This window comes from Candidatus Thiodiazotropha sp. AKIB8 (assembly GCF_058244675.1).
Map to the genome: position 1 here is coordinate 67146 of NZ_JBSYOO010000041.1, position 26302 is coordinate 93447.

Annotated in this window: 22 protein-coding genes; 14 read left to right on the forward strand and 8 right to left on the reverse strand. The window is 49.7% G+C overall.

What is annotated here, in order from left to right:
• Positions 1 to 70: 70 nt before the first annotated feature.
• The 4 genes from AC4IFB_RS14105 to AC4IFB_RS14120 all read right to left on the reverse strand — a co-directional run bounded on the left by AC4IFB_RS14105 (position 71) and on the right by AC4IFB_RS14120 (position 5608).
• Positions 71 to 1819 (reverse strand): PhoPQ-activated protein PqaA family protein, encoded by a 1749-nt coding sequence (locus AC4IFB_RS14105; protein ID WP_490780493.1) that lies wholly within the window; start codon positions 1817 to 1819, stop codon positions 71 to 73.
• Between the two features lie 424 nt (positions 1820 to 2243).
• Complete coding sequence (gene ilvC / locus AC4IFB_RS14110; protein WP_490776553.1) at positions 2244 to 3254, reverse strand: ketol-acid reductoisomerase; 1011 nt, start codon at positions 3252 to 3254, stop codon at positions 2244 to 2246.
• 144 nt (positions 3255 to 3398) lie between these two features.
• Complete coding sequence (gene ilvN, locus AC4IFB_RS14115; protein ID WP_490776541.1) at positions 3399 to 3890, reverse strand: acetolactate synthase small subunit; 492 nt, start codon at positions 3888 to 3890, stop codon at positions 3399 to 3401.
• Positions 3890 to 5608 (reverse strand): acetolactate synthase 3 large subunit, encoded by a 1719-nt coding sequence (locus tag AC4IFB_RS14120; RefSeq protein ID WP_490780494.1) that lies wholly within the window; start codon positions 5606 to 5608, stop codon positions 3890 to 3892. Before AC4IFB_RS14120 ends, ilvN begins: the two co-directional genes overlap by 1 nt.
• A 221-nt stretch (positions 5609 to 5829) precedes the next feature.
• Between AC4IFB_RS14120 and AC4IFB_RS14125 the strand changes: the two genes are divergently transcribed.
• The 12 genes from AC4IFB_RS14125 to AC4IFB_RS14180 all read left to right on the forward strand — a co-directional run bounded on the left by AC4IFB_RS14125 (position 5830) and on the right by AC4IFB_RS14180 (position 21326).
• Positions 5830 to 6249: a DUF4124 domain-containing protein gene (locus AC4IFB_RS14125; RefSeq protein WP_490780495.1), complete on the forward strand. Its 420-nt coding sequence runs from the start codon at positions 5830 to 5832 to the stop codon at positions 6247 to 6249.
• Positions 6250 to 6253: 4 nt separating this feature from the next.
• Positions 6254 to 6598 (forward strand): phenylpyruvate tautomerase MIF-related protein, encoded by a 345-nt coding sequence (locus AC4IFB_RS14130; protein WP_490780496.1) that lies wholly within the window; start codon positions 6254 to 6256, stop codon positions 6596 to 6598.
• 518 nt (positions 6599 to 7116) lie between these two features.
• Positions 7117 to 8682 carry a cytochrome ubiquinol oxidase subunit I gene (locus AC4IFB_RS14135; protein WP_490780497.1) on the forward strand — a complete coding sequence of 522 codons (1566 nt, stop codon included), beginning with the start codon at positions 7117 to 7119 and terminating at the stop codon, positions 8680 to 8682.
• Positions 8683 to 8698: 16 nt separating this feature from the next.
• On the forward strand, positions 8699 to 9838 hold the full coding sequence (gene cydB / locus AC4IFB_RS14140) for a cytochrome d ubiquinol oxidase subunit II (protein WP_490776546.1): 1140 nt from the start codon (positions 8699 to 8701) through the stop codon (positions 9836 to 9838).
• A gap of 37 nt (positions 9839 to 9875) precedes the next feature.
• Positions 9876 to 9992 carry a cytochrome bd-I oxidase subunit CydX gene (gene cydX / locus AC4IFB_RS14145; RefSeq protein WP_490776547.1) on the forward strand — a complete coding sequence of 39 codons (117 nt, stop codon included), beginning with the start codon at positions 9876 to 9878 and terminating at the stop codon, positions 9990 to 9992.
• A gap of 93 nt (positions 9993 to 10085) precedes the next feature.
• Positions 10086 to 11780, forward strand: coding sequence for a tetrathionate reductase family octaheme c-type cytochrome (locus AC4IFB_RS14150; RefSeq protein ID WP_490780498.1), 1695 nt, complete (start codon positions 10086 to 10088; stop codon positions 11778 to 11780).
• Positions 11780 to 12490 carry a cytochrome b/b6 domain-containing protein gene (locus tag AC4IFB_RS14155; RefSeq protein WP_490776549.1) on the forward strand — a complete coding sequence of 237 codons (711 nt, stop codon included), beginning with the start codon at positions 11780 to 11782 and terminating at the stop codon, positions 12488 to 12490. The genes AC4IFB_RS14150 and AC4IFB_RS14155 overlap by 1 nt, the downstream gene beginning before the upstream one ends.
• A 170-nt stretch (positions 12491 to 12660) precedes the next feature.
• The gene (gene cydD / locus AC4IFB_RS14160) at positions 12661 to 14394 is read left to right on the forward strand and encodes a thiol reductant ABC exporter subunit CydD (RefSeq protein WP_490780499.1); all 1734 of its coding nucleotides are present in this window, start codon (positions 12661 to 12663) and stop codon (positions 14392 to 14394) included.
• On the forward strand, positions 14391 to 16139 hold the full coding sequence (gene cydC, locus AC4IFB_RS14165; RefSeq protein ID WP_490780500.1) for a thiol reductant ABC exporter subunit CydC: 1749 nt from the start codon (positions 14391 to 14393) through the stop codon (positions 16137 to 16139). Before cydD ends, cydC begins: the two co-directional genes overlap by 4 nt.
• 753 nt (positions 16140 to 16892) lie before the next feature.
• Positions 16893 to 18611, forward strand: a complete 1719-nt coding sequence (locus AC4IFB_RS14170; RefSeq protein ID WP_490777510.1) for a proline--tRNA ligase — start codon at positions 16893 to 16895, stop codon at positions 18609 to 18611.
• A 174-nt stretch (positions 18612 to 18785) separates the two neighbouring features.
• Entirely contained in the window at positions 18786 to 19301 is a 516-nt protein-coding gene (fabA, locus tag AC4IFB_RS14175) for a 3-hydroxyacyl-[acyl-carrier-protein] dehydratase FabA (protein WP_490777511.1), read from the forward strand.
• A 57-nt stretch (positions 19302 to 19358) separates the two neighbouring features.
• Entirely contained in the window at positions 19359 to 21326 is a 1968-nt protein-coding gene (locus tag AC4IFB_RS14180) for a bifunctional aldolase/short-chain dehydrogenase (RefSeq protein WP_490780501.1), read from the forward strand.
• A 13-nt stretch (positions 21327 to 21339) separates the two neighbouring features.
• Here the strand turns inward: AC4IFB_RS14180 and AC4IFB_RS14185 are convergent, their stop codons facing one another.
• Positions 21340 to 22296: a hydrogen peroxide-inducible genes activator gene (locus tag AC4IFB_RS14185; RefSeq protein ID WP_490780502.1), complete on the reverse strand. Its 957-nt coding sequence runs from the start codon at positions 22294 to 22296 to the stop codon at positions 21340 to 21342.
• Positions 22297 to 22532: 236 nt separating this feature from the next.
• Here AC4IFB_RS14185 and cpdA point away from each other — a divergent pair, with 236 nt between their 5' ends.
• Positions 22533 to 23372 carry a 3',5'-cyclic-AMP phosphodiesterase gene (cpdA, locus tag AC4IFB_RS14190; RefSeq protein ID WP_490780503.1) on the forward strand — a complete coding sequence of 280 codons (840 nt, stop codon included), beginning with the start codon at positions 22533 to 22535 and terminating at the stop codon, positions 23370 to 23372.
• Positions 23373 to 23376: 4 nt separating this feature from the next.
• On the opposite strand, the gene sfsA is transcribed toward cpdA, so the two are convergent.
• The gene (gene sfsA / locus AC4IFB_RS14195) at positions 23377 to 24087 is read right to left on the reverse strand and encodes a DNA/RNA nuclease SfsA (protein ID WP_490780504.1); all 711 of its coding nucleotides are present in this window, start codon (positions 24085 to 24087) and stop codon (positions 23377 to 23379) included.
• 161 nt (positions 24088 to 24248) lie between these two features.
• Here sfsA and AC4IFB_RS14200 point away from each other — a divergent pair, with 161 nt between their 5' ends.
• Positions 24249 to 24962 carry a hypothetical protein gene (locus AC4IFB_RS14200; protein ID WP_490780505.1) on the forward strand — a complete coding sequence of 238 codons (714 nt, stop codon included), beginning with the start codon at positions 24249 to 24251 and terminating at the stop codon, positions 24960 to 24962.
• Positions 24963 to 25095: 133 nt separating this feature from the next.
• Here the strand turns inward: AC4IFB_RS14200 and AC4IFB_RS14205 are convergent, their stop codons facing one another.
• Both AC4IFB_RS14205 and AC4IFB_RS14210 read right to left on the reverse strand, forming a co-directional pair.
• Complete coding sequence (locus AC4IFB_RS14205) at positions 25096 to 25386, reverse strand: acylphosphatase (protein ID WP_490777517.1); 291 nt, start codon at positions 25384 to 25386, stop codon at positions 25096 to 25098.
• On the reverse strand, positions 25379 to 26131 hold the full coding sequence (locus tag AC4IFB_RS14210; RefSeq protein ID WP_490780506.1) for an efflux RND transporter periplasmic adaptor subunit: 753 nt from the start codon (positions 26129 to 26131) through the stop codon (positions 25379 to 25381). The genes AC4IFB_RS14205 and AC4IFB_RS14210 overlap by 8 nt, the downstream gene beginning before the upstream one ends.
• Positions 26132 to 26302 lie beyond the last annotated feature (171 nt).

Sequence of the window (26302 nt, forward strand, 5' to 3'; positions counted from 1 at the left end):
TTGTGTGCCAGCCTGAAGGGCTGATCTTAACAGTACCGGCTGAGGGTTACCGAATTTTCCGAGCGGCCCACTAGTCTCTGCCGAATTGAGTGAGTTCTCGACAAAAAACTGCGGCAGAGTCTCGAGACTCCAGCACATAAAGCCGCTCTGCCCAATCATAGACCTGCCAATATTTAACATTTGCATCTGCCTGGTGAATGCTGGAGTACCAACCCAATTCACCCGCTTCAACATTTAAGCGGGCAGCAGTACAGTTTTGCTTTGCAGCGGAGGCACTTAGGAATTCATCAAGACCTTCAACATCCTCGACCTGCTCACCGAGCACAAAAAATGGCAACATCTTCATCAGCTCATCCGCACTATAGTCCAGCGGCTCTCCCTGTAAGGCACTTTCAACCTGTTGCGACCAGTAACTTGCAGTTTTAGGTTCACTGATTGGATATCCCAATTCGAACGGCACTTTATCCGGAACGATAAAAACTGAGGTGGTATATACCTGGGCTTTTCCAAAGACATCAGGGTAAGTCAGTTCAGCCATGTAGGCGGTATACCCCTCATCAGGAATGGGTACAGATATCCGATACGAGCCATCCTGGCTCACTTCCAGCAGAGTAGAGTGCCACGCCTCGTCACCAACTGTTGGAAAGCGAAAGTCTCTCCCATGGGGATTATTTGCTTGCCAAAGTCTGACTTCGAGTGGCGTCAGATCACTACGCACAACCAAACTCCCCGACTCATCATGCTCCCAATCTATCTGTGGCCGTGCAAAGCCATTAACTATCATCTGATACCATGCAGTAAGTCCCTCCATCATCTCTTCTTCATGACCCAGGAAGGAGTGATTTGTATTAGGAATAATACGTTGAAGGGTTTCGCCCGGAATTTTATCAATATAGGCTTCCGATGCATCCGGCAGAAAAAATTCATCACCAGTCACATTCAGAATCAAATGAGGCATATTAAGTGTGTGGCGATAACTCACTGGATCGATCAAGCTTCTGAGAAACTTCCCCTCTGGTGACCTGATCTCCTGCAGAATCTGCTTATTGGAATAGTTCGCCAATGCTTCTGAATAGAAACCGTAGCTATTGAAATGGTGTTCGAGCTGCTGATCAAGATAGAGGATATTGTAACCACCGGGAATTACGCCACTGACCCGTGGATCAATGGCTGCAGTCAACCAGGCAATGGCACCCCGTTTGGAGAATCCAGTGACGATAAACTGTTCGATTTCAAAACCCAGTTTATCTTCAACTATTTTTTGTGTGGTATCCATCCCTCTTACCACCGCCTTTGTCATAGGCAGATAGGCGGACCAGGTAGGATCTCCAGTCTCCATGACTTTTCGCCATGAATAAGAGACCAGTGCATCCTCTTGCACCGCTTCATCCAGATCAGTAAATGTCAAAGGTTGCGCTGGAACTTGCTGCAGTATTGCCTGAATGCTACCGCTCTGAATGGCTAACGTCCGGTATTCACCGAATGATTCAATGTCAGGTACACCACTATCACTATTACCACTATGGACAACTATATTTGCCATACTGGTGGTTATTTGATCAGGCACGATCAAGGTAAGCCAATGATTCCACAAGACTGGAGATACTTCCTCAGCACTGCGCCATTTTTGGGAATCAAGATTAATAGTGTAGACGTCAAACCCATCCTCTGACCGTTGACTCACCAAGCGGTAGTTATAGGCAGAGTCATATGCATAGACATAATCCTTAAGTGGGTTATATCTCTCGGCATGGGACGGATTGATAACAAAAAGAGACAACCCAGCAAACAGGGTGAATGATTGGGCAATCCATTTCATAACCAACTTCCTACATCAATTAGCCAGACCCTTTTATAAACAGGCGCAGCAGCTCACTCCAGAAATTTGCCGCGATTAAAATGGAGCAACTTTCCGAGGGTTCAGTAACGCTTTATGGGAGAGGTCAAGGCTTGGCAGTTCCATGCCGAATACTTCACTCCTTGCGCACATAAAAAAATACCACAGGCCGAGACAGGTGACAACCCTGGGGGAGAAGCTCAAATAATCACAAGCAAATCTGTCTGCGAAAGATAAGAGTAGATAGGGTAAAAAGGTAGAAAATTAAAGTCAGGTAGAATAAGCGACCCATCCTAATCAACCCGGTGTATAAAAAAGAGCGCCGGGTAACTATTAACCCGACGACTAAGTATGTCGTCTCAGGGTTAATAGTAAGGTTGGGCCGCCAATTTATGCGGCTTCTGAATCAGTTTTTCGATTTATCGACAATCTTCTTAATCCAGGGCATCATGCCACGCAAACGCTCACCCACCTGTTCGATCGCATGCTCTTCATTAAGTCTGCGATAAGCAGTCATCGATGGATAACCCAGTGCACCTTCGGAAACAAACTGCTTGGCATATTCACCACTCTGGATGTTCGACAACGCTTGTTTCATCGCCTTGCGACTCTCATCATTGATCACCTTCGGGCCAGTGACATACTCACCATATTCAGCATTATTTGAAATGGAGTAGTTCATATTGGCGATGCCGCCTTCGTACATCAGATCAACAATCAGTTTCAGCTCATGCAGACATTCGAAGTAGGCCATCTCTGGCGCATAACCTGCCTCAGTCAAGGTTTCAAAACCGGCTTTAACCAACTCAACAGCACCACCACAGAGTACCGCCTGCTCACCGAACAGATCGGTTTCGGTCTCATCCTTGAAAGTGGTTTCAATGATGCCGGTACGGCCACCACCGATGGCAGATGCATAGGATAGTGCCGTATCCATAGCACTACCTGTTGCATCCTGATAGACAGCAACGAGATCCGGAATACCACCACCTTTGACATATTCACTGCGTACAGTATGACCAGGTGCTTTTGGCGCGATCATGATCACATCCAGATCTTCCCGTGGCACAACCTGGTTATAGTGAATTGCAAAACCATGAGCAAAGGCCAATGCAGCTGACTCTTTAATATTCGGTTCGATCTGGTTGCGATAGAGATCGGCCTGAAATTCATCAGGTGCCAGAATCATTACCACATCCGCAGCCTTTACCGCCTCTTCGATCGATTTTACTGTAAGCCCGGCATTACCAGCCTTGATCGCCGAAGGGGAGCCTTCACGCAGACCAACGATGACATTGACACCGGAGTCCTGCAGATTGTTGGCATGGGCATGCCCCTGAGAACCGTAGCCGATGATGGAGACTGTTTTTCCCTTAATGATATTGAGATCGCAGTCTTTGTCGTAATAAACATTGATAGCCATGTTGTTTCCTTCGGAAAATTTTTAAATTGATAGTGTTAGATAGTTTACAGATCAGTTATAACCGCCATCTGCAGACGCCTGTCGGGCGAAGTTATAACCGATCATTTTACCGTTTAGGTCTGGTCAAAATCAGTAAAGCTAAAGACTTAACCCTTTTGATCCCCGTCCGATTCCAGAGGGGCCGGTACGAATCACTTCGATGATCAGCTCTTCATCCACCGCTTCGATAAAGGCATTCAGCTTGCTTGCGGCACCTGTCAGTTCAACCGTATAGCTGGTGTCTGTCACATCGATAATCTTACCGCGAAAGATGTCGACCAAGCGTTTGATCTCCTCCCGCTGGGTGCGCTCCGCCCGCAATTTGATCAACATCATCTCCCTTTCGATGTGACCACCTTCTGTCAGATCGACCAGCTTCACCACATCGATCAGTTTATTGAGCTGTTTGGTTATCTGCTCGATAATTTCATCGCTGCCACTGGTCACCAGCGTCATGCGTGACAGGCTCGTGTCTTCTGTCGGTGCGACAGTAAGGGATTCAATATTATATCCCCTCGCAGTAAAAAGGTTGGCCACCCGTGCTAGCGCACCGGACTCGTTCTCCATCAGAATAGATATGATATGCCTCATCAGACCAACTCACTCCCAGGTGACAGATACATCTCATGATGCCCTTTGCCCGCCGCAATCATTGGATAGACATTTTCTGCAGGATCAACCACCACATCCAGAAAAACCAGCCGGTCTTTATGAGAAAAGGCCTCTTTCATTGCGCCTTCAAGGTCTTCGGGCTTCTCAACACGCATGCCGATATGACCGTAGGATTCAGTCAGTTTGACGAAATCAGGGGTAACACTCATACCAGACTGGGAGTAGCGGCTGTCGTAGAAAAACTCCTGCCACTGGCGAACCATACCCATGTAACCGTTATTCAGCAGTATGATCTTGATCGGCAGATCGTACTGTAGACAGGTCGCCAGCTCCTGTATGCACATTTGGATACTCGACTCACCTGTGACAACCGCGACTTCAGCTTTAGGATGAGCCATCTGTACACCTATTGCCGCAGGCAGACCAAATCCCATAGTCCCAAGACCACCGGAGTTGATCCAACGCCGAGGTTTGTCAAAACGATAAAATTGAGCAGCGAACATCTGATGCTGACCAACGTCTGAAGTCACGAAGGCCTCACCTTTGGTCACCTTATGCAATATTTCAACCGCCTGTTGCGGTTTGATCATGCCACTCTTTTTATCGTATTTCATGCAATCCATGGCGCGCCATTTTTCAATCTGAGTCCACCACTTCTTCAAGGCCTGCTGCTTCGGTTTTTTATCACTTTCAGTGACTACCTTGAGCATGTCCCTCAAGACCTGCTTGACCGGCCCAACGATTGGCACATCGACACGCACATTCTTGGATATCGACGAAGGATCGATGTCGATATGGATAATGGTTGCATCGGGACAGAACTGTTTAACATGACCGGTAACCCGGTCATCAAAGCGGGCGCCAACAGCGATCAACACATCGGTTTCGTGCATCGCCATATTTGCTTCATAGGTACCATGCATTCCCAACATACCCAGAAAATTCTTACCACTCCCCGGATAGGCACCCAACCCCATCAGGGTCTGTGTTATTGGAAAATCGAGTTTTTCCACCAGATCAGTCAGTGGTTTCGCTGCATCATCCAGAACGACACCGCCTCCGGTATAAAAAACCGGACGCTCCGCCTCCATCATGATTTTTATCGCCTTCTTGATCTGGCCCAGATGTCCCTTAATAACCGGGTTGTATGAGCGCATCTTGATCTTATTGGGATAGCTATAAGGAATCTTGATGCCAGGATCGGTTATATCCTTGGGGATATCGACAACAACAGGCCCAGGACGACCGGTGGTGGCGATATAGAACGCTTTTTTAATCGTCTCAGCCAGATCTTCCAGGCGCTTGACCAGAAAATTGTGTTTCACACAGGGGCGGGTGATTCCCACAGTATCCACTTCCTGAAAGGCATCACTACCTATCACTGGGGTGGGTACCTGCCCGGTGAGGACAACCATCGGAATCGAATCCATGAAAGCGGTGGCAACCCCGGTCACCACATTGGTGGCGCCAGGCCCCGACGTCACCAGAACCACACCTGGTTTTCCGGTAGCACGGGCATAACCGTCTGCTGCATGTCCTGCTGCCTGCTCATGGCGCACCAGGATATGCTTCAGCTCTTTTTGTTGGAAAAGCGCATCATAAATATGTAGAACGGCACCACCCGGGTAACCGAATACATGCTCTACGCCCTCATCTTTCAAGCATTGAACGATGATCTCGCCACCGCTTAGTTCCACGTGAAGCCTCCCATAGCGCCGATTTTCTTGTTCGCGCGCAAAAACTATATCGAAACAGTGCAAAATACTAATACTACTCTAACAGGTCAAGCAGATATCCCCCTCTACTATTGTTATTTCAGCTCTGCTTACTTGCCATTCGGTTCCCATGCTTCATAATATCCATCTAAAGAATCACCGAATCAGACAGGGAACCCGCAGTGCTATCAAGATTTTTTCTCATGCTTCTGCTATTGATCTCAACCACGGTATTTGCAGAAACCTACCGCTGGGTAAACGAAGACGGCGTCGTAACCTATTCTCAAACTCCACCACCTGAAGCTCAATCAGAAGTGGTCAAAACCTACAGCGCACCCTCGAGCGATGCGGGCTCTGCCAAGCAAAAACTGCAAAAATTGCGTCAAGACCTTGCAGACAGAGAGGAGGATAGAAATCTGAAGAAGTCGGAGCAACTGGAAAACAAAAAAAACAGCAAGATCCAAAAAGAGAACTGTAAAGCAGCTCGGAGTAATTTGCAGCAACTGAACGCGCTGGGCAATCGACTCTACAAGGTCGGAGATGAATATCTGCGTCTCACCGAAGAGCAAAAAAAGGAGAGGATGCAGAAAGCCAAAGAGCAGATTAAAGAGTATTGTAAATAAGCCCATGCCCCTACTCAGAATCACCACTAATCAAACCATAGAGGAAGATAAGCTCTCCGAGTTACTCAAGCTCGCCTCTGCAACCGTAGCTGATATGCTTGGAAAACCTGAGACTTATGTCATGGTCGACTTCGTATTCAATCCAAATATGTTGTTCGCCGGCACCACTGCCAGCCTGGCTTATCTGGAACTGAAAAGCATCGGACTCCCCAACGATCGTACCGGGGATTTCTCAAATATCCTCTGTAAGCTGATGCTGCAGCAACTGCATATTCCGGAAGATCGAGTCTATATAGAGTTCAGTGCGGCAGAGCGCCATCTCTGGGGATGGAACGCCTCAACCTTCTAAATCACGAACACCTGGATCGGTTCCACCTGCCCCCATAACTGCACCTAAAACAACATCAACCAGCCCAGTGGCGCTGTTATCTGTTTTCCCGTTTTGGAACCCGTAAACCAGGGTATGGCTTGGTCACTAGCAGACGATGACAGTTTCGAAACATTGGGACAACCCGCCCAATTTCAACCAAATATTATTGATTTTTATCAATAACAACAAACACTTACAATTCACATTGTTTTTGCGATGCATCAATGACCCGAGGCGTACTTGAACCCTATAGTCGCCACTGAACGGTATTCATCTTCTCTCTCCGCGGACTCTTGAAGACCGTTCACGCTGACTGGGCCGAGTGTCTGATTTACCGAATATCCGTCCGGCAAATCACCTGATTTAAACGGCATAAAGCCCAGTTGGCAACTCAATCAAAATCTTTATGCAGTGATAATGCTTATCATTCAAACAGTTAGGATACTGGCCTAAAGATTGCTGAAACTGAGCCACATTCAATAAGCAGGAGGCATCGCATGCTGGATCCGACGATGATTGAGCTGTCACGCTGGCAGTTCGCACTCACGGCGCTTTATCACTTTCTATTTGTACCCTTAACCCTCGGAATGACCTGGATACTGGTAATCATGGAATCGGTATATGTCATGACCGGTAAAGAGATCTACCGTGACATGACTAAATTCTGGGGAAAACTTTTCGGCATCAATTTCGCCCTGGGTGTCACCACCGGTCTGACCATGGAGTTCCAGTTTGGAACCAACTGGTCTTACTACTCCCACTATGTTGGCGATGTCTTTGGCGCCCCCCTCGCCATTGAAGGATTAATGGCCTTTTTTCTGGAATCGACCTTCATCGGCCTCTTCTTTCTGGGCTGGGAGCGTCTTAGTAAAAGACAACACCTGGGGGTCACTTTCCTGACTGCGATAGGCACCAACCTCTCTGCTCTGTGGATATTGGTAGCCAACGGCTGGATGCAGAATCCTATCGGCGCAGAGTTCAGCTATCAGACCATGCGCATGGAGATGACCAGCTTTGCTGAGCTGGTACTCAACCCGGTGGCACAGGTCAAATTCATCCACACAGTGGCAGCAGGCTATGTAACAGGTGCCATGTTCGTGATGGGCATCTCAGCTTATTACCTGCTTAAAGGCAGAGATCTTGAGTTTGCCAAACGCTCATTCACGGTGGCGGTCGGATTTGGACTCGCTTCGGTACTCTCAGTAATCGTTCTCGGTGATGAATCGGGATATGAACTTGGCGATGTACAGAGGAGCAAGTTGGCTGCCATAGAAGGTGAATGGGAGACCCACGAACCCCCGGCCGGTTTCAACCTGATTGGTTTCCCCGACCAGGAGGCACAGCAGACTCATGGCGCAATTAAAGTGCCCTGGGCACTTGGCCTGATCGCAACCCGTTCTGTTGATGAGGAGGTGATCGGCCTGAAAGATATCATGCATGACAACGAAGCCCGCATCCGCTCTGGCATGAGGGCCTATAACTATCTGCAACGTCTACGCAATGGAGATACCAGCGAAGCAAATATTGCCCTCTTCGAAGAGTACAAAGCAGACCTGGGTTATGGGCTCCTGCTAAAAGCGTTCACGCCTAATGTAGTCGATGCGACAGATGAGCAGATTAAGGAGGCGGTAAAGATGAGCATTCCTTCTGTAGCCCCTCTGTTCTGGACCTTCCGCATCATGGTTGCAATAGGCTTTACCTTACTGTTCATCATCGCTGCAGGTTTCTACTACAACGCACGTCGGGAAATTGAGCAGAAACGCTGGTTGTTACGCTTAACCCTGTGGAGTATTCCTCTGCCATGGATTGCAGTGGAGACAGGTTGGTTCGTCGCAGAGTTCGGTCGACAGCCCTGGGCTATCGGAGAGGTACTGCCCACCTTTCTCGCAACCTCAACTCTCACTGTGAACGATTTGATATTCAGTATGGTCGGCTTCATCGGTTTCTACACCTTTCTCCTTGTAATCGAAATGTGGCTGATGTTCCGCTTTGCCCGCCTCGGCCCCAGTTCACTGCACACCGGCCGTTATCACTTTGAATCCGGCGTCAACGTCACACAGTAATAGAGGAGTTAGCGAGATGTTAATCGATTATGAAACACTGAAACTCATCTGGTGGCTCTTTGTCGGAGTGCTGCTGATCGGTTTTGCCATTACCGACGGTATGGATATGGGGGTCGGTAATCTTCTCCCTTTCGTCGGTAAAACAGATGATGAAAGACGCCTGATGATCAATACGGTCGGCCCCCACTGGGATGGTAATCAAGTATGGCTGATCACTGCTGGCGGTGCGATTTTTGCTGCCTGGCCCGTAGTCTATGCAGCAGCCTTTTCTGGCTTTTACGTTGCCATGTTACTGGTATTGTTCGCCCTCTTCTTCCGCCCTGTAGGCTTTGACTACCGCAGTAAACTGGGAGACGCACGGTGGCGTAAAGCCTGGGATTGGGGGTTATTCATCGGAGGTGCTGTCCCCTCTCTGGTGTTTGGGGTTGCTTTTGGCAATCTACTGCTCGGTGTTCCTTTCCATCTGGATGAGCTGATGCGTGCTTACTATACCGGTGGATTTTTTGAACTCTTGAATCCCTTCGCACTGTTGGCAGGTATCGTCAGCTTCTCCTTGCTGACCATGCATGGTGGCATTTGGATTCAAATGCGCACCAGCGGAGAAATAACTGAACGAGTCAAAGGCTGGATTCTTTGGACAGGTATTGCAGCAATGACTGCTTTTGCCCTGGCAGGTATCTGGTTGATTATGGGTATTGAAGGGCTGGCCATAGTATCTCAACCACCACTGGATGCCTTACCTGACCCACTGGCGAAAACTGTAGAGTTATCTCCTGGCGCATGGTTGAAGAATTATGGCGACTATCCGATTACCATGATTTTTCCTGCACTCGGTTTTCTGGGTGTCATTATGACTATCATCATGTCTCGAAGTGACCGTCCAGGCTGGGGCTTTTTTAGCAGCTCCCTGGCAATAAGTGGCGTAATCATGACCGCAGGGATATCACTCTTTCCCTTCGTAATGCCTTCCAGCACCCATCCGGGCAGCAGCTTGACAGTATGGGACGCCCCATCGAGTCATCTGACGCTTACAGTTATGTTTTGGGCGGTATTGATCTTCCTGCCCATCGTCATCAGCTACACCATCTGGAACTATCGAAAGATGTGGGGGCGACTCTCTATTGAGGAGATGCGAGCACGTACTTCAGCCTATTAATTTTTTACATCGTTCAAAAACCTGAGGAGAAAATCTTATGTGGTACTTCACTTGGATTCTGGGTGTGCTGTTGGCACTCTCATTGGGAATTATCAATGCCATGTGGTACGAGGCTCAGTATCCTGAACCCCGACCGGGGAGATTAAGCCCCTAATTAAGCACCTGACCGGAACTGGTTCAGGGAAAAAACCAGACCGGGCCGAGCTGTTTATGTGTCGCGGTCGTAACCGTCATCACGGAACTAAAGATGCATAAACAAAACTTACTGGCCGTAAAGACCAGTATCAGGGTCTCCGCGTGGGCCCTGATACTGCTACTATCCCCCTTCTCACAAGCAAGTGACGATCACGCTACACCACACAACGTTGATAGCAATATGAATTTCCGTATTGTTGAGGATACTGGCCCCAGTATTCGCGACGATGGGGAATCAACTGCAGACCATACAAAATTCGAGGTTCTTCAAAAGGATTTCACTAGCGGCCCTGAAGTGACTGAAGCCTGTCTCTCATGTCATACAGAAGCGGGCCGACATTTCATGAAGTCGATTCATTGGACCTGGGAGTATGAGCATCCGGAAACCGGCCAGAAACTGGGTAAGAAGACCCTCATCAATACCTTCTGCACCAACTCCAAGGGTAATGAGGGCATGTGCGCTCAGTGTCATGCCGGCTATGGCTGGAAGGATGACACCTTCGACTTTACAAAACAGGAGAACATCGACTGTCTGATCTGTCACGATCGCACTGGAACCTACTACAAGACACCAAACTCCAGCGGTAACAAAGCCTGTTCGATCATGTTCGAAGGCAAGCAACCGATTCAATGGAGCAAGGTTGCACAGAGCGTCGGCAAACCAGGCCGTGAAAACTGCGGCTCCTGCCACTTCTACGGCGGTGGTGGTGATGGGGTAAAACATGGCGACCTCGACTCATCTCTGAAAAAACCGAGCAAGGAGCTGGATGTACACATGGATGCTGAAGGCCTGAACTTCGCATGTACTACCTGCCACGTCACCCGCCAGCATCTATGGGCTGGCAGCCGCTACAATGTGATTGCCCACGACACTGAAGGTTTAGGGCTACCGGGTGAACGCCGGGATGTCGCAACCTGTGAATCCTGCCACAGCGAAACCCCCCATGATTACAGTGACCTGGTAGGCGCAAAACTGAATGGCCATACCGACAAAATCGCCTGTCAAACCTGTCATATTCCAACCATTGCCCGGGGTGGAATAGGCACATTGACTGACTGGGATTGGCGCACAGCAGGCAAGACCAAAGATGGTGAGGGCTTTAAAGAGAAGAACTATACCCAGGGTAACGGCGCCCATCGTGCTACCTATAAATCGATCAAAGGTAACTTTGAGTATGGCGAAAACCTGACACCCTACTACGACTGGTTCGATGGTCAAATGGTATACACAACCATTGAGACCAAGTTCGATCCTGAAAAGGGCCCTGTTGAGATCAACGGCTTTAAGGGATCACACGATGATGGTAAATCCCGCATCTGGCCCTTTAAACGAATGCATACCACCCAGCCTTACGATAAAGGCAACAACACCATGGTCTACATGCATCTGTGGGGGGATGATGACGATGCCTATTGGGGTAACTACGATTTTGGTCGTGCTATCAAAGTGGGTATGGAGAAAAACAACATCCCTTACAGTGGAGAGTTTGGATTTGTTGAGACCTACTCCTTCTGGCCAATCACCCATATGGTTGCGCCCAAGGATGACGCCATGGGTTGTTCTGACTGTCACAGCAAAGGGGGTCGACTGGAGGGATTGAACGGCTTCTACATGCCTGGTCGAGACAATTTTTTCTGGCTCGATATTTTAGGTTATCTCGCACTGGGAGGTGCATTGCTTGGTGTTCTGCTGCACGGACTGTTGCGCAAGATATTCAGCAAAAAACAACAGCAGAGGAGTGCATAATGGCCAGTCAAACTCACAACCCAAACCAGAACACCAAGATCAAGACCCGTGGCGAAAAACACTATGTAATGATCTATAGCCGTTACGAGCGTTTTTGGCACTGGTCTCAAGCCTTTCTGATTTTCACACTTTTCTACACCGGACTGGGGCTGCATGGCACCCATGACATGCTCGACTTCAAAACAGCAGTCGTGATACATACCTATGGGGCGATTGCCTTGATCCTGTTATGGATCTTCACCACCTTCTGGAATTTCACAACAGGTCAGTGGCGTCAATATCTTTTCAAAGAGGGCGTTCTCAAAGTAATACGTTTTTACGCTTATGGCATATTGGTGGGTGAACCCCATCCCTACAAGAAGGGCCTGCAGCGTAAGCAAAATGCCCTTCAATCTCTTGCTTACATGGCATTCATGGTTCTCATCGGCCCCGCTCTATGGGCATCCGGTATCGTCTACATGTTTTATGATCTGTGGAGTACCTACAGTTGGTCAGGACAAGGCTTGACCCTGATTGCCTTTGTCCATACCGCTGCTGCATTTCTCATGGGCACCTTCGTGATCATTCATATCTACATGACCACTACAGGTAAAACACCAACCCACTATATCAAGACCATGGTAACCGGTTACGACAATATTGAGTTGACCGAAGCAGAAGCTGCCTATATCGAAGAGACCCATGCGATTGCCATGAAAGATAACAAGTAGATTTAAAACATTTACAAACAATCGGGAGTTCATAAAAACTCAGGATGAGTTTTGCTGCAAGTGGTTTGCGGCTCACTACAGACAATCTGTTCAGCACTATTGCTTGTAGTGAGCCGAAGCCTGGCTGAGACCATATCGAACTCAAAACAGAATAGAGACTGCAAAGCGTCATGAAACAGGGCACAGACTGGCTTAAGAGGCAAAAAAGCCTTGCTGGAAATGCGCTGATATTGGCAACCGTACTAGGCACTGCTTCTGGCTGGCTGGTGATCATCCAGGCCTGGCTGCTGTCGATAGTGGTTTCAGGGGTCATCATTGAAGCTCATCCCCTGCAAGAGCTGATGCCCTGGCTGTGGGGAATGTTGCTTGTTTTCATTTTCAGAGTGATCCTGATTTGGGCTTCTGAACAGAGTGCCTTCCTGGCCGCCAGTCGGGTCAAACTCACTCTGAGACAAACTCTGCTCGATCAATTAAGACGACTCGGCCCTGCTTATCTGGCCAACCAACGCAGTGGTGAGTTAACCAATACTTTGACCGATGGCATCGAAGCGTTGGAGGCCTACTACGCCCGCTTCATACCTGCCATCTCATTAATGGCTCTGGTACCCCTTTCAATTCTGGTATTTGTGTTTCCTATCGATTGGGTTTCTGCACTTGTGATGCTGGGTACAGCACCATTGATCCCGCTGTTTATGATTTTAATCGGACATGGTGCAGAGCGCAGGAACCAGCAACAGTGGCGAAAGCTCGCAAAAATGAGCGGCCACTTCCTCGACACCATTCAGGGACTGACCAGTTTAAAGCTTTTCAATGCCAGTCGTCGTGAAGCTGAAGTGATCGGCAAAATTTCCGATGAATATCGTCACTCCACCCTGGCTGTACTGCGGATTGCCTTTCTCTCCTCATTCGCCCTCGAGTTCTTCTCCACCATAAGCATTGCCATAGTCGCTGTACTGGTCGGTTTCCGACTCTACTGGGGAGAGCTGGATTTTGTCTATGGTCTCTTCATACTCTTGCTAGCGCCTGAGTTTTATCTACCTTTGCGTAATATGGGACAACACTACCATGCAAGAATGGATGCTATCGGTGCCGTAGAGGGCATGATGCAGATTTTGCAGGCAGAACCGGAAGCCATCAGAGAGGCAGGTGGATCAAAATATTTAGACACTCCAATAGGGCTGACTTTCGAGGATATTGGTTATAGTTACGGGGATGGTCGTCTGGCACTGAACAGGATTGACCTCAGCCTGCATCCAGGAGAGCAAGTTGCTTTGGTCGGCCCGAGCGGTGCAGGCAAAACTACTCTGCTCAACCTGATCCTGGGATTCAATCAACCCACCCGGGGACGAATCATGGTCAATCATCAACCCTTGGATCAGATTGACCTGGCTGCATGGCGTCAGAAGCTCATCTGGTTACCACAAAGATCACATCTGTTTCACGGTTCCGTGCTCGATAATATCCGTCTTGCACAGGCCGATGCGGAGATAGAGCAGGTCAGGCATGCGGCATCACTGGCCCGCGCAGACGATTTCATTACCACCCTGCCTGATGGCTATCAGACCATCATCGGAGAGGGGGGACATGGGTTATCAGGAGGTGAAATACAGCGCATTGCACTGGCAAGAGCTTTCCTTAAAGACGCACCCTTGGTAATCCTCGACGAAGCAACAGCAAGTCTTGACCTGGAGAGCGAGCAGTTGATCCAGGAAGCGATAAACCAGCTTGCTGAAAATCGAACTCTGCTGATCATCGCCCACAGGTTGAAAACAGTTGAGCGCATGTCCCGCATCCTGGTTATGGATGAAGGTTATTTGGTAGAGCAAGGTAATCATCAATCCCTGATTGAACAACAAGGTGTCTACCACGGCTTGGTTATGGCCTCTCAAGGCAGACCGATATGAAGCCGGTATGGCGTCTATTGTTATTGATGAGACCGGTAATGGGCTGGATGATCCTTGGCGGTCTGCTCTCCTTTGCCACCCTGATCGCAAATGTCACTCTGATGGCAACCTCAGGGTGGTTTATTGCTGCTATGGCGCTAGCTGGGGTTCATGGTATTACCATGAACTATTTCACTCCCGCTGCAATTATCCGCTTCAGTGCCATTGTGCGAACAATGGGGCGTTATGCAGAACGATTGGTTACCCATAGCGCAACACTGCATATCCTCTCGCAATTGCGTGTCTGGTTCTATCAGCAGATAGAGCCTTTAGCGCCAGCAGGGTTGGAATCATTTCGTAGTGGTGACCTGCTGAGTCGAATCCGTGCTGACATCGATACCCTGAATCAGTTCTACCTGAGATTGCTTCTCCCTGTGGCTGTGGCACTGACTTCGACTCTGGTATTCCTGCTATTTCTGGCGCTGTTCGACCCTCTACTGGTGATCATAGAGGCGACTCTGCTGATAATCGCCGGTGTTGTACTACCCCTGTTAAGCAATCGTCTCTCATCGTTCAGTAGCCAGCGTATCAATCAGCTCAACAGCAAATTGAGAATGCAGTTGGTTGATGATCTACAAGGTATGGGAGAACTCCTGGTCGACGGTGCAGATAAAAGACACACCCTCTATCTGGCAGAGTTGAGTGAAGAGCTGGCCCTGCATCAAAAACGTATCAGCCAGATCAATGGACTCAGCCAGGGTATGGTGGGTCTATGCGCCAACCTGGCGATGTGGCTGATTCTGATCTATGCCATTCCCATGGTGCAACAGGCTGAGTTACCGCCAGCACAACTGGCCATGCTAGCACTATTTACCCTCGCCAGTTTTGAAGCGGTTGCCCCGCTGCCCCTCGCCTTTCAATCTCTCGGCGAGCAACTGGCTGCTGCCAGGCGGATTTTCAATCTGGTCGATCGCCAGCCTATGGTCCAGGAACCGATTCAAGAGATGCCACTCACCACAGACCTGACCTTAAATCTGTTCAATATCAGCTACCACTATCCTCAACATCAAGCTGGTATCGATGACATCTCTCTACTACTCTCACCCGGTAAAAAGATTGCCCTGCTTGGTGCGAGCGGTTGCGGTAAAAGCACCTTGGTACAGCTTCTGTTGAAATTCAGAAGCCCGGACAAAGGCCGTCTCTCTCTTGGGGGTATCAGATACGAGCAATTGAGTGGCGAAACTGTTCGCTCACACATTTCTGTCTCTGCACAACAGACCCACCTGTTCAACACGACCATCCGCAACAACCTGTTACTAGCTCAACCTGATGCAGACCTGCAGCAGCTTAAAGCCGTCTGTCAGCTTGCCATGATTCACGACTTTATCGAGGCTCAACCGGAAGGTTACGAAACCATGGTAGGAGAATTAGGCGTGAGACTTTCACTTGGTCAGGCACGCCGTTTGACAGTTGCCCGGGCGCTACTGAAACCGGCGCCACTGTTGATACTTGATGAACCTACGGAAGGGCTTGATAACCTGACCGCACAACAGATGAGAGACAACATCATTCAACAATGCCCTGAGCGCGGCATACTTTGGATCACCCATAACCTCTCCGGTCTGGAAGCGATGGATGAGATTCTCATTATGCAGAAGGGACACATTGTCGAACGGGGTAAGCCAGCAGACTTAGTCACCAAGGGTGGTCTGTACATGCGAATGCAGGATCATCATCGATCACTATCATTAATTCAAAAACCTTGAGCCACTAAATATGCTGGATCGAGCAGATATAAACTTTCCTGTTTACTCTCTAAAGTCAGCAACTGTGATAGTCAACTAACCCTAGTCTGTTAGATCTGGCTTTTGTGGTGGGGCATGGCCCCACCCTACCTGTTTGGATACGGTGTAGGGTGGGGCTATGCCCCACCAAGTGCTACTGACGATTATTTACTATCGCATGAACACATCTTCCTTATCAGGGCTTCTGCTAAAAAAGAAAGTCATCTCCGTGCATATCAAGTCCGTAGCCTGGATGGAGTGCAACGGAATCCGGGAGAACGGAGCACCAATCGTCCCGGATTCCGTTGCACTCCATCCAGGCTACCTTGCTTTAATTCTTTAAATATTTTATTGCTTAGAAAACATCTGGATATCTTCTCTGAATCAGCGCAGGAAGAATTAATAGAATTATTGGCGAGAACCAATACCAGTACTCTTCATATAACTGCGTTAAAACTACTAACCATCTTATGCTCTCCAGTCTTCCATTCGCTTCTAGTTGAGGAAAACCAAAGATACTTCATACAGAATGGCTACATTTTGTAGAAAAATTACAGTTCAATGCATCAGCGGGGAGTGCTATCTACTGTTTAAGCACAGTACAATCACCATTTTCGTTACCTCAGCTACACGTTTCAAATCCCACATTTCCACCACATCATTAAATATCCTTCGTGACCCATCCGCCAATGCGGGATAGAATCATGCTTTTTATACTAAGGCTGATCTCTACTCATGCGTACTTCCCAGTTCCCACTCCACACCGTCAAGGAGACCCCGGCTGATGCCGAGATTGCCAGTCATCAACTGATGTTGAGAGCTGGTCTGATTCGAAAACTGGCCTCGGGCCTCTATACCTGGTTGCCCCTGGGACTCAAGGTTTTGCGCAAAGTTGAACAGATTGTGCGTGACGAGATGAACCAGGCGGGTGCACTGGAGGTGTTGATGCCTACGGTTCAGCCTTCGGAACTATGGCAGGAGTCAGGTCGTTGGGAGCAGTACGGGCCGGAACTGCTGCGGCTTCGTGACCGTCACCAGCGGGAGTTCTGCTACGGCCCGACTCACGAAGAGATCATCACTGATCTGGCACGGAATGAGTTACGCAGTTATAAACAGCTTCCGGTCAATTTCTATCAGATACAGACAAAATTCCGTGATGAGGTCAGACCCCGTTTTGGTGTCATGCGTGCACGGGAATTTCTCATGAAGGATGCCTACTCCTTCCATCTGAACCAAGACTCTCTACAGGATACCTATCTGCGGATGCATGAGACCTACTCACGCATCTTTTCCCGGTGTGGATTGGATTTCCGCCCTGTGGCAGCCGACACGGGAAGCATCGGCGGCAGCGCTTCTCATGAATTTCATGTGTTGGCTGCATCAGGCGAGGATGCAATTGCCTTTTCAAATGGTAGCGACTATGCCGCCAATATCGAACTCGCAGAAGCTATCTCTCCCGAGCAGAAACGTACTGCTGCGACTAAGGAGATGACCCTGGTTGATACCCCAAACGCAAAAACAATCCAGGAGTTGGTGGAGCAGTTTGAACAGCCTATTGAGCAGACAGTTAAGACTCTGGTAGTAAAAGCTTCGGAAGATTCTGACACACCACTGATCGCGCTTCTGCTGCGAGGTGACCATGATCTCAACGAGATCAAAGCTGAAAAGTTACCCGAGGTAGCCACTCCTTTCTGCTTTGCCACAGAAGAGGAGATTCGCGCTACTATCGGTGCAGGCCCTGGCTCTTTGGGCCCTGTAAACCTCCCTATACCTTATATTGCTGACCGTAGCGTGGCGCAGATGAGTGACTTCAGCGCTGGTGCGAACCAGGAGGGCAAACATCTTTTTGCCATCAATTGGGGCAGGGATCTGGATGAGCCAGAGATCGTTGCCGATCTGCGTAATGTTCAGGAGGGAGACCCCAGCCCCGACGGCAAAGGAACCCTAACCATTGCCCGGGGTATCGAAGTAGGTCACATCTTCCAGTTGGGCAAGAAGTACAGCGAAGCACTGAATGCAACAGTATTGGACGAAAACGGCAAGGCTGTCGTAATGACCATGGGTTGTTATGGTATCGGTGTCACACGGGTTGTAGCTGCCGCTATTGAGCAGCATCATGATGACCGTGGCATCATCTGGCCAGACGCCCTGGCCCCCTTTCAAGTGGCCATCTGTCCGATGAAAATGAACAAATCCGAACGGGTCAGAGAAGCGGTGGAAAAACTCTATGCCGATCTGACTGCAGCAGGCATTGAGGTCTTGCTGGATGACCGGGATGTCAGACCCGGTTTCATGTTTGCCGATATGGAGCTGATCGGCATCCCCCATCGCATCGTTGTTGGTGATAAATCCCTCGATAAGGATCAGGTTGAATATCGTGCTCGCAGCGAGTCGGAAAACCAGTTCATACCGATCTCCGAAATCGTTGATCGGATTAGCGTACAACTTGCGTAGACCTTACTGGCGGGTCTCTGCAGAGACCTGCCAGTGAAGAACGCTTACTAATAAAGTCCATGAATTAAACAGCAAATATCATCACTTGATTTGACACACCCCCATCAGTGCTAGGACACTACGGGGTTTTTCCGCCCCAGTTGGGTGGACAGCAAGCTAAGAGGCATGAGCGTAATGACCAAGCAGAGTTCTTTTACCCGCGACGAGCTATTACTTTGCGGCAGTGGTGAAATGTTTGGCCCGGGCAATGCACAACTGCCCACCCCTAACATGCTGATGATGGACCGCGTCAAAAAGATTGCGGATGAGGGGGGCGCTTTCGGCAAGGGAGAGATCCTCGCTGAACTGGATATCAATCCGGATCTATGGTTTTTCGATTGCCACTTTCCTGGAGACCCCGTGATGCCCGGCTGCCTGGGTCTGGATGCCATGTGGCAGCTGGTGGGATTCTTTCTGGCCTGGATTGGTAACCCTGGACATGGTCGCGCCCTTGGCGTGGGTGAAGTCAAATTCACCGGTCAAGTACTGCCAACAGCAAAAACCGTCACCTATCACATCGATGTTAAACGGGTAATCACCCGCAAACTGGTACTGGGTGTTGCCGACGGCGTCATGAAAGTTGATGGCCGGGAGATCTACACAGCCAAAGACCTCAGGGTTGGCCTGTTTACCTCCACTGACAATTTCTAAGGGAAGAGTAACCCGCTATCCGTTACACCAGAATCAAAAAGCCGGGAGAGGCAGATTATGAAAAGTCTCTGGAATCAAGCTGAAGCCGGTTTATGCCAAAATGAATTAGCCCTTAGAGTCTATAGCTCCCGCTTGCTCGGCTCTGACCCAGCTCTGGTTCTACATGGTGGCGGCAATACCTCCGTGAAGATTCTCGAACAGGATCTCTTCGGTGAAGATGAAGAGATACTCTATGTAAAAGGGAGTGGATGGGATCTTGCGACCATTGAAGAGCCTGGTTACACCCCGGTCCGAATGAAACATCTCCTGCGCTTGGCGGAACTTGACTCCCTGAGTGACAGTGAGATGGTCAACCAGCTGAAGACTCACCAGACCAGAGCCAGCGCACCCACGCCTTCGGTAGAGGCAATCCTGCATGCCCTGCTGCCCTACAAGTATGTCGACCATACCCACGCCGACGCGATCATTACCCTGACGAATACACCTCAGGGTGAACAGCGGATACGGGAACTCTACAAACATCGTGTGGTAGTGATTCCCTATGTGATGCCTGGATTCGATCTGGCGCGCACCGTAGCACAACACTTTCCCAAACAGGCCCACGCCGAGACACTGGGCATGGTGTTGTTGAACCACGGTCTCTTTACCTTTGGTGATGATGCCCAGCAATCTTATCAACGCATGATTCAACTGGTGGATGAGGCTGAACAGTATCTCAAGCAAAACAGCGCCTGGGAGATCAGCGAACAGAGTCAAGAGCGGGATGTGGCCCCCCTGACCCTGGCCAGTTTACGCAAAGAGATATCTGATGTAGCCGGTTGCCCAATGGTTGTGCAGAGTAACCGCAGCCCATTCGAACTCGCATTCTGTCAACGCCAGGATCTGCAAGAGATTGCGCTACAGGGCCCGGCCACACCCGACCATGTACTTCGCACTAAACAGAAACCGATGATTGGCACTGAAGTCATTGAATATGTCGGCGAGTATCAACGCTATTTCGAAATGCACGCCCTCAATGCTCGTACCCCGGTCGAGATGTTGGACCCCGCTCCCAGGGTGGTGCTCGATCCAGATCTTGGCATGCTCAGCATTGGAAAAAGCGGGCGACAGGCGAACATCGTCGCAGATATCTACCGCCACACCATGGGTATAATTCAGCGCGCAGAGATGCTGGATCAGTGGCAGGCGCTCTCCAGCCAGGAGATCTTTGATGTCGAGTATTGGGAGTTGGAGCAGGCCAAACTGAGAAAAAATGGAAATAGCCCAGCGTTTCAGGGCGAGGTAGCTCTGATTACCGGAGCAGCTTCCGGTATCGGCAAAGCCAGCGTCAATTCAATGTTGCAACGGGGCGCTGCTGTTGTCGGTCTCGACCGTAACCCGGCAATCACCCAGCAATTCCCCGATCAGGACTATTTAGGTATTCAGTGTGATGTTACAGATACACTGGCCTTGAAACAGGCGCTGTTTGAAACCTGCTTACGCTTTGGCGGTTTGGACATTTTAGTGCTCAATGCCGGCATTTTTCCCTCGGGCTGTACCGTAGCCTCTCTTGATGATGCTGTCTGGCGACAGGTGATGCAGGTTAACCTTGATGCCAATCTGGCTCTATTGCGAGAGTCTCACCCCTATCTGAAATTAGCGGCCAGAGGGGGCCGGGTGGTGGTCATCGGCTCTAAAAACGTGCCCGCCCCTGGTCAGGGTGCGGCCGCCTACTCCGCATCCAAGGCAGCACTCAATCAGTTGGCACGAATCGTTGCACTGGAGTGGTCAAACGACAACATTCGCATCAACAGCCTGCACCCTGATGCGGTTTTCGATACGGGCATCTGGACAACCCAAGTGCTGGAAACCCGGGCCAGGCATTACGACCTCTCAGTGGAGGAGTATAAGAAACGCAATCTTTTGCGGTGTGAAATCACCAGTCATGATGTTGCGGAACTGACAGCAGAACTGTGTGACCAGCGTTTCAGTAAAACCACTGGTGCACAGATACCCATCGACGGCGGAAACGACAGGGTCATCTGAACAGCAGTAGTGATCAGACTACCGCCAACCCGATTTTAGGAACGCCTTCCACCAGAGTTACACCACGCAGCTTGCTTGCCCTGATCGATTCACCAAGTAGCTCTACCGCCTGTGGGCGGGGAAAACTTTTGCGCCAGGCCATGGCAATACAGCGTTTTGGCGACTCCTGCGCCAATGGACGGGTCGTCAGTTGATCCCAAGGGAGATACTCCCCACCAATGGCAGAATCGGGAAGAATGGAAATACCGATGCCGCTGGCTACCATATAGCGAATGGTCTCAAGAGACCCCCCTTCCAGACTCTTTTGAAGAGTTCCTTCACTGTTTGCGGTCTTTAAACACCTCGGACAGATCATTTTCACCTGCTCTCGGAAACAGTGCCCTTCACCCAATAGCAACACATCTTCCTTTTCCAGCTGTTCAGTAGTAATTGCCTCACAGGCTGCCAGTGGGTGATTTACCCGCATCAGAACGGATAGAGACTCTTCGTATAGAGGCCTTGTGGCAATTCCCGGTTCATCATAAGGCAGGGAGACAATCACCACGTCCAACTCCCCCTGCTTCAATTGCTCAGTCAGATTCGCTGTGAAATTCTCTTTGATTATCAGACTCATACCACTAGCCCGAGCACTCAATGTCGGAATCAGATAGGGAAAAAGATAGGGGCCTACAGTATAGATAGCCCCGACATTCAAGGGGCCTACCAGCTGATCCACACTCTGGCTGGCAAGTTGACGAATTGTCCCTGCCTCTTCCAGCACCCTTTGCGCCTGAGCCACTATACGCTCACCCGCCGATGTCAGACTGACCTCTCCCTGGCCCCGCTCAAACAGACCTACCCCAAGCTCCTCTTCAAGCTTTTTCACCGCAACACTCAGTGTTGGCTGGCTGACATAGCAGGCTTCGGCGGCATGGCCAAAGTGTCGTTTTTGGGCTACAGCAACGATGTATCTAAGTTCATTCAGTGTCATGATATATATTGTAGACGAGGCTATAGAAAAAATTAATAGATGTAAAAATGTTAACGCTTCAGCAAAAATGGAAGCTGATTATGGAATAATTCCTAAGTTTAGGACATTGAAGCAAAAAATCGGTTTTTGCTTTGGCCATTCCTGTTCTAATATTATGACAATATAACGATGATCCTGCTGGGGCCTGGAGATTCAAATTGCTCGTCAGCTTTAAAAACAGAAAGATGAACCGCTCTATGAGTAGCCATCCCGACCACAAGCCAGAAATTTTCAGGCAGCTGCCTGATGATGGATTAAAGGTACTGCAAATCACGGATAGCCATCTCTATGCGGACCCGTCACGCTGTCTATTGGGTATCAACACCCTAGAGACATTCGATCAGGTATTGGGTCAGGCGCTACAGGAAGCTGGCAGACCGGATATCATATTGGCCACGGGTGACCTGGTGCATGATGCCTCTGACAGTGGCTATAAGCGCCTGCTCGGTAGATTAAAACTGACTGAAATCCCAACCTACTGTCTGCCCGGCAATCATGATCAGCCGGCAAAAATGAAGCAGATACTCAACCAGGAGAACGTACACTGCATATCCAGTGTACAGGCTAAAGAGTGGTCTTTGATATTCCTTGATTCCACCATTCCGGGCAGTGATGGCGGTGCCATCAGTGAATCTGAGCTGGTATTACTGAAACAGTTACTGGAGTCACATCCGGAGAGACACACCCTGATCAGCATGCATCACCACCCACTGCCTGTAGGCAGCCGCTGGATGGATACGATGGTACTGGAGAGATCGAAACCCTTTTTCGATCTGATACTGAGCAACCCCCAGGTAAAAGGCGTACTCTGCGGACATATCCACCAGACCTTCGAGGCCACTCATAAGGGTCTTAAAATCCTCGGCAGCCCCTCCACCTGTGTACAATTTTCCGCCGGTGAGGACGATTTTGCCATCGACGCAACGCCGCCAGGCTATCGCTGGTTGAGTCTGCAACCGAATGGTGAAATCCTAAGCGGTATCAGTGCTCTTCCTGAGATCCCTTCAGGACTTGATCTGGCTTCCATCGGCTACTGAATAATCAGTCAAGTTTGACAGCAACCGGCTCTGCCACCTTCATGGCCTGTTTAGTGTGCTTGATTCTTAGCGCAACCACTTCTACCCCGGATTTCTCGACCACCCTACGCAAGGTTTTACCATATTCCGGATCAATCTTATCTGCTGGCGAGAAGTAGTTACCTTCAGGACGATTGAGGGCATATATCATCACCCCTCTGCTACCAGACCCTGATAACTCAGCCAGCTGCTCCAGGTGCTTACGTCCACGCAGGGTTACTGCATCAGGAAAACCAAGACCCTCGCCTTGCCACAGGGTTACGTTTTTAACTTCAATCCAGACATCAGCTTTGCCATCTCCAGGCAGCATAAAGTCAAACCTGGATCGCTCTCCATGACTCTCGTAGGGCACCTCCCTTTTGACCACCTGGTAGTCTGCAACAGATTTAATAAGCCCCGCCTTGAGCGCCTCTTCCACCACAGGATTGGTTCGTCCAGTGTGGACACCAACCCAACCCTGCCCCATATCAACCCGCTCCAGAGTCCATGGGAGCTTCCTGCGTGGATTATCATTAAAGCTGATTTGTACCGGAGCCCCAGGCTCCCAGCACCCGGACATACTCCCCGTATTCGGGCAGTGCACAGTCAGAATCTCTCCATCAGACAGCTCAACATCTGCTAAAAAGCGCTTGTAGCGTTTGATGATATGACCATTTGTTAATGGCGGAAGCCTCATCGGGCACTCTCCTGGTAAGCAAAGACAAAGTGCTGTCCTGGGTTTATCACAATACGGCTTAGTGTATTATCTCCGTAATAGAGAGTTGCGGTATAAAATTTCGACAACAAATAAATACCCGCAAGAGTAGAAAACGACCACCCCATCAGAGGTATCACATAATGACACGCTTGAAATGGCTTACGGTTTTTACCCTATTAGTATTGGGTGCTTCGGAATTATCAGCCGAAGACCAGCAGACTGGTAGACACTTCAATGTCAATCCGAACAACATGATGGGTGGCATGATGAATCCCATGCGCAACATGTTTGGTGGTTACGACAGGGATCGGGGTGGTTATAACAATTACAACAACACCCCCTACTATGGACCTCAGGCATATCCAGGCTATCCTCAGGGGCAACCATATCCAGGTGGATATGCACAACCACCTGCGAGCTATAACACACCTGCTGCCCAGTATCCTGCCAACCCAGGGTACCAACAACCCGTTCAACAGCCATTGCCAACTCCAAGCTATAGAGAGCAGGCCTCCCCAAGATATCAACCAGCGCCGGCAACGGGGTCGACAAAGCAATACGGATCTGCGCCACAAGAGCAATTCCGCTTTCGCCCCATTGAGCAACAAGCCGCAGCGCAGAATTCCGCACAAACTCTCAACACGCCCTACCAACAGGCCCCAACATCCGCACCCCAGACACCATCGGCATACTACAACAGCCCCACCTCTCCACAAGGTATTCAACAGCCACCTGCTTACCAGAGCAGTTCAGAGGGTGCCTCGGCCAGCTACACCCCATATAACGAAGCAACCGAACAGCTTGAACCGACGATGAAGTTCAGGCCACTCGATCAACCGGGATACTCTCAATAGGCGCGACAGCAACTGCCAGGTATAGATTGCTTGGGTGGTTTTTAAATAATAAATCAGTCCCGGCTACATGGGTTGGGGCTCGCTGAACCAAACGTTATAGCGAAAACCAAATTGGGATAGCCCAGAGTGTCACTCAGCCAATGGAAAAATCACTGAATAACTGTTGATCAATGACCTCGCAGGAGACCCCAGAGACTCGCGCATCCGCCGGACCTTTGCGGAGCCAATTCCTGAGTTCGTCAATCGCCTCCACTGCACCACAGGCGACTACCTCGACTCGACCATCACTCAGGTTTTTGGCGTAGCCTTTGATGCCTAGACCCTGAGCAACATGTCTTGCTGAAGCACGGTAAAAAACCCCTTGAACCTGCCCACCAACATAACAGCGTACACAGACAGGTACGGTTTCACTCCGATCATTCATCCGCAATCCTCAATACTGCCTTCTCCCCTGCTCTGATCAATGTTGACTCAGGGACTTGAAAAGTCGCCTCCAATGGGTAGCGCGCACCATTTGCATCTTCTGAAACAGGCTCTAAACCGAGCCGGGATATCTCTCCTTTCAACCAGCTCCCCCTCACGCCAATCTGCACGGCAGTACCACTCTTCAGCTTATCAGCGCCTCGGGCATCTATATCAGTCACTGCTTTCATCCGGGTGGTATCGCAAAAAAGGAGCAATGGTACCGCCTTATCCCGATTCACAACTGCTTGTCCTGGCTGGACATATACTCTCTCTACAACACCATCGAATGGCGCTGTGATCTTACTGTACTCACGTTGCAAGCGTATCTTCATCAACTGCGCATCCGCCTCCCGGTAAGCAGCATCCGACATGGCTGCCTCTATCTCTGCCTGCTTACGTTCATGATCTGATAACAGGGTGCGGTCATATAACTCAAGTGCACGATCCAACTCTCTTTTTGCTTCAGCATTTTGCTGAACCGTGGCTTCGAAACGAGACTCTGCCGCAGCGAGTTCACTTTTATAGGCTCGTTGGTCGAGCTCTATTAAAATGGTTCCCCGGCTGACAGCCTCTCCCTCATTCCCATTCACACGACTTACCATGCCGTCCACAAAGGTACTCAACTCAACCCGTTGATACCAATCTGTCACTGCCTCAAAATCCTGAGCCATCGACTGCCCACTGATCAGTAAACAGAAAATCATCAGCACCCTCATCACTATCCCCCTTTTCTATTTAATATTATCAACCGCGCTACTCGGTTCTATTTTGTACTCGGACGAAACCACATGAAGTTCGTGATAGTGGCTCATCGTACTTTCTATTGACCCGGCGACCAAATAGTTTACTTTCAGCCATGGTGATTCTGCCTGCAG